Genomic DNA, 13550 nt, shown 5'->3' with positions numbered 1-13550 from the left:
AGTAGCTCAGGCCATCACGCCTTCCCAGGCCAGCGCCTTGCGGCGCGCGCGGATGCGTTTGCCCTCGCCGCGCAGCATGCCCACCAGGTCGTAGACCTCGGCCGGCAGGTGCGCGCCGCGCCAGGCCACGTGCTGGTCGGCGCGGCACAGCACGAGGCGGTGGGTGTAGGCCTTGGGCACCTCTTCCGTCTCGATGTCGAGCACGGTGAGCGGCATGTTGTAGGCGGCCGCGGCGCGTTCCAGCGGGCGCACGTCCACGCTGCGGTCGAAGCGCAGCATGGTGTAGCCGGGGCCGAAGGCGTCGTAGAGCGAGCGGCCGTCGGCCAGCCAGAAGTGCGGCGCGCGGCAGCCGGGCACGGTGGAAGGCGTGAACTCGCCCATGGAGTAGGGCGGCGCCATGTGCTCGCCGTCCGCGATGATGATCGGCGAGCCGCTGTAGAAGTAGCCGAAGTTCAGGCCCCCGCAGCAGAACTGCTGCACGTTCAGCTCGTAGGCCTCGTGGCCGATCTCGGCGCGCAGCGCGTCGCCGGCGGGGCCGGGTTCCTCTATGTTGTGCGGCACGGCGCGGCGCGCGCGGATCATCTTCTGCGCGTGGTTCATCGCGAAGTTCGACACCTGCTCGGTGATCGGCAGGCGCTCGGCCTCGTAGGCGTCGAGCATGGCCTCGTCGCCCCAGCCCTGCACCACGGCGCCCAGCAGCCACGAAAGGTTGAGCGCGTCGGCGATGCCCGCGTTCATGCCGTAGCCCGCGTAGGGCACCCACAGGTGCGCCGCGTCGCCCGCGAGGAATACGCGGCCCTCGCGGAAGCGGTTGGCCACGAGGCGGCGGCCGATCCAGTCTTCCTTGCTGATGATCTCGTACTCGAAGTCGGGGCCCACGCCGAGGATCTCGCGCAGCGAGCGGTCGCGATCCACCGAATCGAACTCGGGCTCCTCGGCGTTCAGGTGGTTGTGCACCAGCCAGGTCTCCCGCCCGTCGATGGCGAACATCGTGCCGCAGCGGCGCGTGTTCATCGCGTAGTACGACCACGCCGGCTTGCCCGGAATGCGCGCGCGCAACCCCGGTGCGCGGATGAAGGTCGACTGCACGCGCTGGATCACCGCCGTGCCCTCGAGCTTCGCGCCGATCTGCTTGCGCACGGCCGAGGAGCCGCCGTCGCAGCCCACCATGTAGCGGCAGCGAATGCTGCGCGTGACGCCGCTGTCCATGTCGGTGGCGATCGCGGTCACGCCCGTGTCGTCCTGCGTGAAGCCCGCGAACTGCGTGCGGTTGAGCAGCTGCACGCCAGGCAGCGCGGCCGTGTGCTTCAACAGGATGGGCTCCAGGTAGATCTGGTTGATGCGGTGCGGCGGCTCGGGCGTGGGCCACCATGCGTCGGGGCCCTCGGTCTCGGTGTAGCGGTCGCGCCGGCACGGAATGGGAATGCGCGTGAGCTCCGTGCCGGTGACGCTGGTGCGGAACACCACGTCGTTCGGGTAGTCGGCAGGCAGGCCCGCATCGCGCAGCTTCTGCGCCACGCCCAGGCGGCGGAACTGCTCCATGGTGCGCGAGGCCACGTGGTTGCACTTCACGTTCGGCGGCTCTGCGAAGCGGCGCGTCTCGCAGATCGCGACCGAGACGCCGCGCGAGGCGAGGTCCATGGCCAGCGTGAGGCCCACCGGGCCGGCGCCGATGATCAGTACGTCGGCTTGCAGCGCGCGGGTGTGGTCGAGGTCGGTCATGTTCTGGCGGCGGTGTCGTCAGTCGAGCCGGATGCGGGCGGTCTGGATCACCTTCGCCCACTTCTTCGTCTCGGATCGGATGTAGGCCTCGAAGGCCTCGGGCGAGGTCGGCGCTGGCTCGGCGCCGAGGTTGCGCATCGTGGCCTTGATCTGCTCGTCGCCCAGCGCCGCGTTGATCTCGGCGTTCAGCCGCGCGACGATGGGCGCCGGCGTGCCTGCGGGCGCGACCACGCCGAACCAGCCGGTGGAGTCGTAGCCGGGCAGGCCGGCCTCGGCCACCGTGGGCACCTCGGGCAGCATCGGCACGCGCTGCGCGCTGGTCACCGAGAAGGCGACCAGCTTGCCGGCCCTGATCTGCTGCAGCGAGGCGGGCAGGTCGACCAGCGCGAGCGGAATCTGCCCCGCGATGGCGTCGAGCGCCGCCGGGCCCGAGCCGCGGTAGGGCACCTCGACGAACTTCACCTCGGCCATCTGCGCGAAGAGCGCCGCCGACAGGTGCATGGCCGTGCCGTTGCCGCCGTGGCCGATCGAGAGCGTGCCGGGGCTGGCCTTGGCCAGCGCGATCAGCTCGCGCTGCGTGCGCGCGGCGATCGAAGGATGTCCCACGATCACGAAGGGCGTGGCCGCGACCATGCCCACGGGCTTGAAGTCCTTCACCGGGTCGAAGGGCATCTGCGGATAGAGACTCACGTTGGCCGTCAGCGCGCCCGCCGCGCCAAGCCCCAGCGTGTAGCCGTCGGCGGGCGTCTTTGCCACCAGAGAGAGGCCGACGTTGCCGCCCGCGCCGGGCTTGTTGTCGATGACCACGGGCTGGCCCAGCTTCTCGTTGAGCCGGGGCACCAAGAGGCGCATCACCGCGTCGGCGCTGCCGCCGGGCGGGAAGGTCACGACGAGGCGGATGGGCTTGTTCGGGAAGTCGCCAGCGGGAGGCTGGGATGGCGGTGGCGAGGACGAAAGCGTTTGCGCGAAGCTCCTGCCGCCGGTCAGCGCCGCGCCCGCCGCGGTGAGCAGCAGCTGCCGGCGAAGCGCGCTCTTCCCGGGGGCAAGAGGTGCAGCGGCCATCAGGACTCCTTGAATGTGATGTGTCTTTTCGATGATTGAACGATGGGCGGATTCATTCGTAAATCAAGAAATTTCTAATGAAATATCATCTTTGCTGATGAATGCGAACTTCAGTCCTACGATCCGCCAGCTGCGTGCGTTCCTCGCCGTCTACCAGCTGAAACAGCTCAGCGCGGCGGCCCAGCGGCTGTTCGTCACGCAGTCGGCGGTGAGCATGCTGATCCGCCAGCTCGAGGAGGGGCTGGACACCCGCCTCTTCGACCGCACCACGCGTTCGCTCAAGGCCACGGCGGCGGCCGAGCAGATGGTGTCGACGGTCGAGCGCATCCTGCGCGACGTGGATTCGCTGTCGAACGACTTCCGCGAGCTGGCCGCGCTCGAACGCGGCCGCGTCACGCTCGCCATCACGCCCACGCTCGCGGCCCTGCTGCTGCCCGATGCCATGCGCGCCTTCAACGAGCAGCATCCCGGCGTGCGCGTGCTGGTGAACGACTGCGCGCCCGACCAGTTCATCTCGCGCATCATCGGCGAGCACGTGGACTTCGGCATCGGCACCCCCGAGCGCCCCGGCGCGGAGGTCGAGGTGCAGCGCCTCATGCGCGACCACCTCGCCGTGGTCTGCCGCGAAGACCACCCGCTGGCCAAGCCCCGCGTGGTGCGCTGGAGCGACCTGCGCGGCCACCCCGTCATCACCGTGCGCCCCGGCTACGGCGTGCGACCGCTCATCGACGGCACCGCCGCCGAGGCGGGTGTGGCGCTCGACGTGGTGAACGAGGTGTCGTTCCTCTCCACCGCCATCTGGATGACGGCAGCCGGCATGGGCGCGTCGATCATGCCCTCGGCCTTCGCGCGCGCGGAGGCCGACTCCTCGCTGGTCATCAAGGTACTGAGCTCGCCGCGCGTGGCGCGCGACATCTCCATCGTCACCAAGCGCGGCCACTCGCTCTCGGCTGCCGCGCGCGCATTCATCGACGCGCTGAAGCGCTCCCTATAATTTTTCCGGAACAACTAAAGAGGGGGCCCGGCCCATGAGAACTTTCATTCAACGTCTCGGGGCCATGTCGCTCCTCGTCGCCTTCAGCCTCGCGCTGGTGGCCTGCGGCAACAAGGAGGCCGAGCAGCGCAAGGCCTTCATCTCCTTCCTGCAGACCCGAGTGCTCGACAAGCCCGGCCTGCGCGTGCCGGTGCCCACGGCCGAAGAAAAGGCCTCGTTCGGCGACTACGCGCAGCACTACGCGGTGATCACCGACTTCAACGAGGGCATGAACAAGTCGGTGAGCCAGCCCATGACGCAGATCATGGCCAAGGGCGCGCTGCGCTCCATCGCCGACCTGCCCGCGCGCCGCGACGACCTCAAGGCCGCGAAGGACGGCCTCGGCGGCCTGCGCACCGCGCTCGACCAGCAGTCCGCCAGGGCCGACGCCGCGCACGCGCAGCTCAAGCAGCCCGACGACCTGAAGCAGGTCTACGACAAGGCCTACGCCAAGACCGTGACCACGCCCTCGGCCACCTTCAAGGAAGTGTTCCCCGCGCTCGACACCGTGTTCGACAGCGCGCTGGCCATCGGCGACTTCATGGAGAAGAACAAGTCGAAGATCCAGATCAGCGGCAGCAGCATCGCCGTGACCGACCCGACGGTGCAGGCCGAGCTCAACAAGATGCTGCAGCAGCTCAACGGCCAGTCGGCTGCCATCAACGCGGCTCAGCAGAAGATGCAGGCCGTGGTGCGCGGAGGATAGGCTCTCCCCCAGGCTGCGCGCACTTCGTGTCGCTTCGCCAACCCCCTTCCGGGGGCAACATCTGAGGCCCGGCAAAGCCGGTTCCACGGTGTTTCCCGAAAGAGAGGGATTGCAGGAAAACTAGACGAAGTGGTCGAACGAGCCGAAGCGCTGTGACACCGGCGCGCCGGCCGCGTCGACGATGCGCAGGCCGGCGTCGGCCTCGATGCGGCCGATGCGCGTGACGCGCGTTGAACTGTCCATGCCTGCCTGCCCGACCGCGTTGCGCGCCGAGGCGGGCGCGGTGAAGACCAGCTCGTAGTCGTCGCCGCCCGAGAGCGCGCAGGTGCGGCGCAGTTCCTCGCCCAGGTTGCCGGTGTCGACCGAGATCAGCGCGGTGGCCGCGTCCACGTCGAGCGTGGCGCCCACGCCGCTCGACGCGAGGATGTGGCCCAGGTCGCCGATCAGCCCGTCGCTCACGTCCACCGCCGAAGTGGCGATGCCGCGCAGGGCCTGCCCGAGCGCCACGCGCGGCGTGGGCTGCTCCATGCGCCTGCGCGCCGTATCGAAGGCGTCCGCCGGCAACGCGATCGTGCCCCGGAACACTTCGAGCGCCAGCCGAGCCTCGCCTGGCGTGCCGCTCACCCAGATGTCGTCGCCCGCGCGCGCGCCCGAGCGCAGCAGCGCCGCGCCGGCCGGCACTTCGCCGAACACCGTGATGCAGATGTTGAGCGGGCCGCGCGTGGTGTCGCCGCCTACCAGTTCGCAGCCGTGCGCGTCGGCCAGCGCGAGCAGGCCGCGCGAGAAGCCTTCGAGCCACGGCTCGTCCACGCCGGGCAGCGCCAGCGCGAGCGTGAAGGCCAGTGGCTTCGCGCCGCAGGCGGCCAGGTCGCTGAGGTTCACCGCCAGCGCCTTGTGGCCCAGCCGGGCCGGCTCGACGGTGGAAAGAAAGTGCCGTCCCTCGACCAGCATGTCCGAGGAAACGGCGAGCTGCATGCCCGCGGCCGGCGCGAGCAATGCGCAGTCGTCGCCCACGCCCAGCGGCGAGCGCGTGGCGGGGCGCTTGAAGTAGCGCGCGATCAGGTCGAATTCACCCATGGGGGTGAGAGCATAAGCGCTGCGGCGCCGGAGGGAACTCCCGGCACGATCCTCGCTGGAGCCACTCGTAGTTCAGTCCGCTAGAACGAGGCGAGCTTCCAGCCGATTCAACATGTCGAATGTATTGATGCACTCAACGCCGTAGTGCGAACACACGTTGGGGATCAGAAATTTTCGGCGGCTCTCCATGTTCAGCCGCTCGTGAGTTACCACGATGTATCCAGTGACGCGTGCTTTGGCGATCAACCACGGGTCGGCTCCGCTGAGAAATTCTTCCAACGCACCGGCTTTCATGGTCGCTGCTTGATCGGCGACGTGTGCGGCAATCTCGGCAAAAGCATGTTGCGTCGTTTCATCTGACTCTGACAAGAACAGATCCGACTGCGTCACTACCCACTGCGCGAGCTCGTCGTTGCCTCGCCGCAGTTCAGTACTCACGCTCTCCACGCTCGCCAACCTGCCTGCATCCTTGTTCCGAGTGAGCCAAGTCCAGTAGCCAGGGCAGAAGCGCATCTGGTAATAGCGATTCTTCGCTTCGATGAGTGTGTTCGCATCGAGGAGATAACTCATACGCCGATCTGCTCCGCGAACTCCCGAATCTTGTTGGGTTGCACACCGAGCAAGCGTCCCGCTTCTCGAAGAAGCAAGCGGCCGCTGAGCGCTTCTGTCACTACCGCCTGTGCGAAACGCCGGCTATTTTTTGCGCCGGCAGCTCGATAGAAATTTCCGCCGTTGTTATCTTGGGTTCTGAACTCTGCAAGAGTTGCTAGGTAGTGGTCTGTGTACGTTGTTTGATCGATGAGTCCCAGATCGAAAGCGCGACGCATGATGACAAGGCGACTGACGTGAAAGCGCCGAGCCAGCTCCGCCACCAGAAGGCTCAACTCTGCAGGACCTGCGTGCCAAAGCTGCCAGAACAATTCTCGAGGGACGAGAAACTCTCCAGCGACCGCGTTGCAGAAAGTCTCCTCTCGGCGACTATTGCCCGGGGCAACGCTCGAAATGCCGCTGGCACCGATCCAGATATGCGCCAATTCGTGCATCAAAGTGAAAAGCCTGGCGGCTGGTGCATCAGCAGAATTGATGAAGACCACGGGAGTCAGCGGATCGCTGATCGCAAATCCACGGAACTCGCTGACGTCGAGCTTTCGACGAGTGTTGTTGCCGACAATGCCGCTTCGCATGACGAGGATGCCCACACGCTCGGCTGCTTCAATGAGATCTCGAAAGTAAGCTTCCCAGGTACGCTGACCTTGTTCGACGGCCACGTTCAAGACACTTCTGATATCTGCGGCGACTTCTACCACCGGCGAGTTCGCAGTGAATCGCCCAACAAAAGGCAGTGGGTCGCGACCGTGATCCTTCTGGTATTCCAAGTACCACTCCTGCCGTTGCAGTGCGATGCGCACTGTGTCGAGAAGATCTATGCTGGGTCGCGGGACGGGTACTCCACCAACGGTTCTTAGGTCGGGGAGTGGGAGCAGTTCCTCCGGAGGCTCTTGGAGGAACAAATATCCAAAAGGAGCGTGAAAAGCGTGTGCCAGGTGCTGAGCTTGGCGAAACGTAGGGCGGCTCTCTCCGCTCTCCCAGGCTTCAAGGCGCTCCGGCTTTACGTTCGCACTTTGCGCAGCGTCATCCAGGCTGAGGCCCAGACGCTCGCGTGCCCATCGCAGTAGCGTTGGGTTGATGAGTGCTTGGGTTGCCATGCGGCAAGGATAAGGGATACCGAACGCACAAAGATCGTGGCCGATGCGTCAAATTGCGCCGAATATCCCTGTTTGCACTAAGCAGCGAGAGGGAGCCTCTAAGCCGCTCCGCGGAACCGCAGCGCCGCCTGCCGCACGACCTCCGCCAGCAGCCGTTCCTTGCCCTGCTTCTCGCGCAGCCAGCGCGCGTCGTTGCGGTTCGACTCCACGCTGGTGCGCAGCTCGCCCAGCGCCCTGGTGGCGTTGAGCGCCTCGCTGTGCCATTCGAGCTGGGTCATCGTCATCAGGATGTGGTCGCGCAGCGGCATGTGCTGGCCGGTGGCCGGGTCGACGTACACGGCGTCGAGGCCGAAGCGGCAGGCCTGGAAGCGGTTGTAGGTGTAGACGAGGTAGTCGTCTTCCGTCGGCTCGAAGGGCTGCTCCTGCAGGAACCACGCGGCCAGCGACTGCACGTAGCCGGCGAGCGCGGCGGCGCGCTCCACCGTGAGCGGCGTGTCGAACACGCGGATCTCGATGGTGCCGAACTCGGGCTTGGGGCGGATGTCCCAGTAGAAGTCCTTCATGCTGCGCACGACGCCGGTGCGGGTCATGCGCTCGAAATACGCCTCGAACTCCTTCCAGCTCAGCGTGAAGGGCGCGCGGCCCGAGAGCGGGAATGCGAATACCGAGTTCAGCCGCGCCGAGTCGAACTGCGTGTCCTGCCCCTGCACGAAGGGCGACGACGCCGACAGCGCGATGAAGTGCGGGATGTAGCGCGACATGCGGTGCAGCATCAGCAGCGCCGCGTCGGCGTCGGGGCAGCCGATGTGCACGTGCTGGCCGAAGATGGTGAACTGCTTGCTCAGGTAGCCGTACAGCTCCGAGAGCTCGCGAAAGCGCGGCTTGTCGTAGATGCGCCGCTCGTGCCACTGCTGGAAGGCGTGCGTGCCGCCGCCCACCACCGCGATGTTGAGCTTGTCGGCGTTGCGGATCAGCGCCTCGCGGATCGGCGAGAGCTGCGTGATCACGTCCTGCGCGGAGTGGCAGATGCCGGTCGAGATCTCGATCATGCTCGACGTCATCTCGGGCACCACGCTGCCGGGCAACGGGGTCTGGGCCATCAGGCGCAGCATGTCCTCGGCGTAGGGGGCGAGGTCGTAGTCGTGCGTGTTCACGAGCTGGAGCTCGAGTTCCACGCCGAGCGAGAGCGCCTCCGATTTGTTGAAGGGCTCCAGCTTGACCGCGCGGCTCGCTGGGTCGGCAGGCAGCGGCGCCGAGCGCACGTCGTCGCTGTCCGGGTCGATGGGGGTGGTTGCGGTGGTGCTCATCGCTGCGTGTCCTCGGTGATGCTGAAGGCCCGTGGCGCCCAAGGCACCGAACTTTCTCCCACCGCGTGGATGGCCAGCGTGGCGAGCACCGCGCCAACCACCTCCATCAGCAGGATCGAGGGCAGCGCCACCTGCGTGATCATCGTGCCCAGCAGCGGCGAGGCGGTGGCGAAGTTGGAGGCGATCAGCAGTGCGATGGAGGACAGCGGCGACATCGCGCAGCCGACCCAGAAAGCCTGCTTCCAGCTCGCGCCGCTGCCGGGGTTGGCCACGGCCACGCCGGCGATCTTGGTCAGCAGGCGGATGCCGATGACGGCCAGCACCACGCTGGCTACCGGCAGGGTCCAGTCGGCCTGCGCCGCGACGATGGACACCAGCACGAACATCAGCATGGTCAGCAGCGAGGAGGCCGTGCCCAGCTGCCGCTGCCAGGCCCAGGGCTTGGGGTTGAGCGTCTTGAGCAGCACGCCGCCGATCAGCGCTGCCAGCGGTGCGGAGCCGCCCACGTGCGCGGTGAGCGCCGCGCCGGCCGCGATGATCGCCAGCAGCAGGATGGAGGTGTTCTCGCTCGACGGGCTCATCACCCGCAGCGCCGAGCGCAGCGCCAGCGCCATGATCGCGCCCACCACGAACGACAGGCCCAGCACCACCGCCACCGGGTAGAGCTTCTGCAGCATGGTCTGCGGTGCGCGCTCGATCAGCCCGGCCTGCGCGTAGCCCAGCGCCAGCGCATAGAAGGTGTTGAGCGTGGCCAGCGTCATCGCGCGCTCGGTCACGGGGCCGGCGGCGCGGGTGTCGATGATCACGCGGCTGAGCACCGCCGGCGAGGCGACGATGGCCATCAGCGCGATCGGGTTGGCCACCGGTTCGGGCAGGCCCAGCAGCGTGAGCATCCAGTACACGCCGAAATAGGTGAGCGTGGCTTCGAGCAGGCTCTGCACCAGCACCATCGGGTTGTGGCGGAACCAGCGCAGCGGCAGCCGCCCGCCGGCTTCGAACAGCACCACGGCCGCGCCGAGCTCGAGCAGGAAGAGGCTGATGCCGCGCAGCGGCCAGATCGCGCCCTCGAAGCCGGCGAAGCCCACCACCGCCCCGACCAGCGAGTAGCCGATCACCTTGGGCAGCCCGAGGTAGCGTTGCACGAGATGGCCGGAGGCCGCTGCCGCCGCCAGCAGCAGCGACCACAGCACGGTGGGCAGGCCGGCCGAGGGGCGTACCCACTCGGACCAGAAACCCAGCAGATCGTTGAAGAAGCTCGTCAAATTCATCCAGGAAGGAAAAAGCTCACCGGACGGCTGCGCCAGCGGGCCCAGATCGCGCTGCGGATGCGCGCGCGGTCACCGAGGCTCACGCTGTGCGCGCGCAGCGCCAGGCGGAAAGCGAAGTAGAAACTCACGCTCACATTGAGCGCGCCAATGACCGGGATCGCCGCCACCGCCCACCACAGCGCAGGCTGCTGCAACACAGCCAGGCCGGTGGATGCCGCCGCGGCGGCGATCTGTCCGGCCGACAGTGTCACGTGCCGCACGTCCAGCCCGAGCCCGAAGAAACCCGCGAACGCGGGCAGCAGCCCGAGCATGAGTCCCAGCGAGATGTTGGAGGCGAAGCCTGAAATGTTGGTGCGCATGAAATCGGCCCAGCGACGAGCCCGTGCGGCGCCGAGAAAAGCGCCGATGCGGGGGTTGTAACGCATTGCAGAGTCCAGTCGATGCAGGACAAAGGCGTTTTCTGTCCATCCGGCGATGATGCTGGCCGAAAACAGCAGGATGCCGGTGATTGCCGCATAAAGCGCGGTCGGCCCGGCCAGCGAAAGCGATTTCAGCGTGGCCGCCGCATGGGCCGCGTCCAGCAGCGGCCGTTCCAGCGCGAACTGGAACAGCAGCGTGACAGCCGCCATCGCCGGCACCACCACCAGCACGTTGCCCAGCACCGCCGCCACCTGCGAGCGCACCAGGTTGGCGACCTCGTCGACGAAATCGTCCACGCCCGCGTCCGACCTGATGTCGCGAAGCCGCGCCGCCATTGCCGGCGCGGTCATCGCGGGCTGCTTGGTGGCCAGCGTCAGGTGCAGCAGCTGGATGGCGACGAAGCTGGCCGCGTACATCAGCCCCGCGCTCAGGCCGCTCCAGAAGGCCGACAGCCCCAGAGCGTAGATGCCGAATTTCAACAGCACCGTGAGGGCAGTGAAAGCGCCGCCGCCAGCCGCCTTCTTCACCATCTGCAGGTAGCTGGCACGGTCGCGGGTGATGTAGTGCTCGCCGGTCTCGGCGCTGCGCTCGGTCACCTTGGCGGCCAGCATCGAGGAGTTGGAGGCGATCAGCGCCCGGATGCTGTTGCGCTCGCCGCCGGCCAGCACCAGCCGGCCCACCAGCCGCGCCACGCTGGGCCCGGGGTTGGCCGCCATCAGGCAGTCGAGCAGCTCGCGGATGCGCAGCACCCGCTCGCGCAGCTGGCGCAGCCGGAACACCAGGCCGACGGAGATGCCGTTGTCTTCCAGGTGCGTGTAGACCGAGGCCGCGCCGGCGCGGCAGGCGTCCAGCCGGTCGCGGAAGGCCACGAAGGCGGCCTGCAGCGCCTCTTCGTCGTGCGGCTCGCCGGGGCGGTCGAACATCTGCTCGCGCAGTTCGTCGAGGTCGGCCATCAGCGCGTGGAAGGGGCGTGTTTCGCCGACCGCGTCGGTGCTCATGCGCAGGCGCAGCTCGGGCGAGAAGCCGGCGGCCACGACCTGGCTGCTGCAGTAGGTGACGGCGTCCATCACCGTGTGGCGCCAGCGCGGCGCGCCGTCTTCATCGAGTGCGGCGTCGGCCAGCAGGGCGCCGATGCGGCCGAGTTGCGTCTCGTCGAGCAGGGCGATCCAGCCCGCGTCGAACACGCCGGGCAGCACCATGCGGAACAGGTCCGATGCGTCGGTGGTCTCGGGCGTGCCGGGCAGGATCTTGCGGCGCAGCCGCTCGCTCAGCTCGCTGGCGAAGGCGGTGCGCGGGGCGAAGCCGTAGTCGGCCAGCAGCGCCGTCAGGTCGACTGTCTGTGTGAAGACGCGCCACCAGGCGCGCAGCCGCTCGCGCAGCTCGGGCCGCGCCTCGACGGCGTCCAGCAGCAGTTGCACGCGGCCGATGGCCGCCTGCGGGGAGGCGCGGTCGCCGCGCACCCAGTCGAAGATGTCGATGAGCCAGATGTGGCGCTGCGCCACATCGGCCGTGGGATCGAGGCCGGCAAGCAGCCCCTGCAAGTCGCGCGATGCGGCAGCCATGGGTGTGAGTGGGGATCTATGCGGCGAACACCGCGGAACCGGCTTTGCCGGGCCGCCGGTGTTGCCCCCGGCGAGGGGGAAGGAGAAGCGACACGAAGTGCGCGAAGCCTGGGGGAGTGCCTAGTGCAGGACGCGGGAGACGGGAGCGCCGCCTATGTCGGCTTCGAGAACGAACATCGGAATAGGCACGTCGAAGCGCTCGCCTTCCTCGGTCACCACGAAGTAGCTGCCGTGCATCGTGCCGCTCGAGGCCTGCAGGCGGCATCCGCTGGTGTAGCGGAAGGTCTCGCCGGGCGCCAGCAGCGGCTGCTGGCCGATCACGCCCAGTCCTTTCACCTCCTGCGAATGCCCCGAGGCGTCGTTGATCAGCCAGTGGCGGGCAATCAGCTGGGCGGACACCGGACCGGTGTTCGTGATGGTGACGGTGTACGAGAAAGTGTAGATGCTGTCCTTGGCCGAGGACTGGTCGGCAAGGTAGCGGGGTTCGACCTGTACGCTGAAGGGGCTGTGTGACATGGGGCGGATGGTAACGGAGGCTAACGCAGGCCTTTTGTCGGGCTTGCGCCGGCTGCGAGAATGGGGGCCATGAGCACCCCGTTCCGCATCGCGCCCTCCATCCTGTCCGCCGACTTCGCGCACCTCGGCCAAGAACTGACCGACGTGATCGCGGCCGGCGCCGACTGGATCCATTTCGACGTGATGGACAACCATTACGTGCCGAACCTGACCTTCGGCCCGATGATCTGCCAGGCGCTCAAGCCCTACGCCAAGACCGCCGACGGCACCCCGGTGCCCATCGACGTGCACCTCATGATCCAGCCGGTCGACGCACTGGCGGCCTCTTTCGCGCAAGCGGGCGCCGACTACATCAGCTTCCACCCCGACGCCTCGCCCCACACGCACCGCAGCATCCAGGCCATCAAGGCGGCCGGCTGCAAGGCCGGGCTGGTGTTCAACCCGGGGCTGGGCCTGGAGGCGCTGGATTGGGCCATCGACGACATCGACCTCATCCTGATCATGAGTGTCAACCCCGGCTTCGGCGGCCAGAGCTTCATCGACTCGGCCCTGCGCAAGATCGAACAGGCCCGCAAGCGCATCGAGCAGAGCGGGCGCGACATCCGCCTGGAGGTGGACGGTGGCATCAAGGCCGACAACATCGCGCGCGTGGCCTCCGCCGGCGCCGACACCTTCGTGGCCGGCAGCGCGATCTTCAACGCCAAGGACTACGGCGCCGTCATCTCCGAGATGCGCAAGCAGCTCGCGGGCGTCGTCAGCGCTTGAGCTTCTCGTTGTAGACGCGGTCGCTGGGCGGGCCGCGGTCGGTGTCGACCACGCCGCGCTCCACGTCGTCATGGGCCTTGCGGCCCATCTCGGGCTGGCTGCCTTCCCTGGCCTGCTGGCTGTCCGACGACTGGTCGCGCTCGTGCGGCAGGCGCGGCGACGACTCGCCGCCCTGCTCCACCTTGGTGTTGCCGCCGCCGGCATCCTTCAGCGGATCGGTGGGCTGCGCCTTGCCGGGGTTGCTCTTGCTGTTCATGCATGGACTCCTTTCGACAGCCACAGAGCCTGCGCCGGCGCTTCGGCCTGCCCGGTAGGACGGCCGAGGCACTCCCTGTAGGCCTTGCCTCGGCCTTTGCGGGCCGCAGCCTGCTGCTATCGAACGCATAGCGCTTTTGCCTGCGGGCGA

The 13550-nt window shown here is 67.7% G+C and carries 13 protein-coding genes and 1 pseudogene; 3 read left to right on the top strand and 11 right to left on the bottom strand.

The window, feature by feature from the left end:
• Positions 1-6: 6 nt before the first annotated feature.
• Both EJP67_RS13200 and EJP67_RS13195 read right to left on the bottom strand, forming a co-directional pair.
• Positions 7-1722, bottom strand: coding sequence for an FAD-dependent oxidoreductase (locus tag EJP67_RS13200; RefSeq protein ID WP_126022177.1), 1716 nt, complete (start codon positions 1720-1722; stop codon positions 7-9).
• 18 nt (positions 1723-1740) lie between these two features.
• Positions 1741-2784 (bottom strand): tripartite tricarboxylate transporter substrate binding protein, encoded by a 1044-nt coding sequence (locus tag EJP67_RS13195; protein WP_126022176.1) that lies wholly within the window; start codon positions 2782-2784, stop codon positions 1741-1743.
• Between the two features lie 97 nt (positions 2785-2881).
• Between EJP67_RS13195 and EJP67_RS13190 the strand changes: the two genes are divergently transcribed.
• Both EJP67_RS13190 and EJP67_RS13185 read left to right on the top strand, forming a co-directional pair.
• Entirely contained in the window at positions 2882-3778 is an 897-nt protein-coding gene (locus EJP67_RS13190; protein WP_126022175.1) for a LysR family transcriptional regulator, read from the top strand.
• A 34-nt stretch (positions 3779-3812) separates the two neighbouring features.
• Positions 3813-4523: a DUF3053 domain-containing protein gene (locus EJP67_RS13185; RefSeq protein WP_126022174.1), complete on the top strand. Its 711-nt coding sequence runs from the start codon at positions 3813-3815 to the stop codon at positions 4521-4523.
• Positions 4524-4643: 120 nt separating this feature from the next.
• Here the strand turns inward: EJP67_RS13185 and thiL are convergent, their stop codons facing one another.
• From thiL to apaG, 8 genes and pseudogenes are all read right to left on the bottom strand, one after another.
• Positions 4644-5600 (bottom strand): thiamine-phosphate kinase, encoded by a 957-nt coding sequence (thiL, locus tag EJP67_RS13180; RefSeq protein WP_126022173.1) that lies wholly within the window; start codon positions 5598-5600, stop codon positions 4644-4646.
• A 72-nt stretch (positions 5601-5672) separates the two neighbouring features.
• Positions 5673-6170: a DUF4411 family protein gene (locus EJP67_RS13175; RefSeq protein WP_126022172.1), complete on the bottom strand. Its 498-nt coding sequence runs from the start codon at positions 6168-6170 to the stop codon at positions 5673-5675.
• Entirely contained in the window at positions 6167-6976 is an 810-nt protein-coding gene (locus EJP67_RS13170; protein WP_240650666.1) for an ImmA/IrrE family metallo-endopeptidase, read from the bottom strand. The genes EJP67_RS13175 and EJP67_RS13170 overlap by 4 nt, the downstream gene beginning before the upstream one ends.
• Before the next feature lie 144 nt (positions 6977-7120).
• Positions 7121-7306: pseudogene (locus EJP67_RS33935) on the bottom strand (helix-turn-helix domain-containing protein); the annotation flags it as partial.
• Between the two features lie 98 nt (positions 7307-7404).
• Complete coding sequence (locus tag EJP67_RS13165) at positions 7405-8613, bottom strand: YbdK family carboxylate-amine ligase (RefSeq protein WP_126022170.1); 1209 nt, start codon at positions 8611-8613, stop codon at positions 7405-7407.
• Positions 8610-9881, bottom strand: a complete 1272-nt coding sequence (locus EJP67_RS13160) for a cation:proton antiporter (protein WP_126022169.1) — start codon at positions 9879-9881, stop codon at positions 8610-8612. The genes EJP67_RS13165 and EJP67_RS13160 overlap by 4 nt, the downstream gene beginning before the upstream one ends.
• Positions 9878-11863, bottom strand: a complete 1986-nt coding sequence (locus tag EJP67_RS13155; protein ID WP_126022168.1) for a site-specific recombinase — start codon at positions 11861-11863, stop codon at positions 9878-9880. Before EJP67_RS13155 ends, EJP67_RS13160 begins: the two co-directional genes overlap by 4 nt.
• A 120-nt stretch (positions 11864-11983) precedes the next feature.
• The gene (gene apaG, locus EJP67_RS13145; protein WP_126022167.1) at positions 11984-12379 is read right to left on the bottom strand and encodes a Co2+/Mg2+ efflux protein ApaG; all 396 of its coding nucleotides are present in this window, start codon (positions 12377-12379) and stop codon (positions 11984-11986) included.
• A 69-nt stretch (positions 12380-12448) separates the two neighbouring features.
• On the opposite strand from apaG, the gene rpe reads away from it, so the two are divergent.
• On the top strand, positions 12449-13144 hold the full coding sequence (rpe, locus tag EJP67_RS13140) for a ribulose-phosphate 3-epimerase (protein ID WP_126022166.1): 696 nt from the start codon (positions 12449-12451) through the stop codon (positions 13142-13144).
• On the opposite strand, the gene EJP67_RS13135 is transcribed toward rpe, so the two are convergent.
• On the bottom strand, positions 13134-13400 hold the full coding sequence (locus EJP67_RS13135) for a hypothetical protein (RefSeq protein ID WP_126022165.1): 267 nt from the start codon (positions 13398-13400) through the stop codon (positions 13134-13136). The two genes, rpe and EJP67_RS13135, sit on opposite strands and share 11 nt — an antisense overlap.
• Positions 13401-13550: the final 150 nt, after the last annotated feature.

Source organism: Variovorax guangxiensis, assembly GCF_003952165.1.
GTDB classification, from domain to species: Bacteria; Pseudomonadota; Gammaproteobacteria; order Burkholderiales; family Burkholderiaceae_C; genus Variovorax; species Variovorax guangxiensis.
Note: the sequence above shows the minus strand (reverse complement) of the source record. Positions and strands in the feature narration are given on the sequence as shown.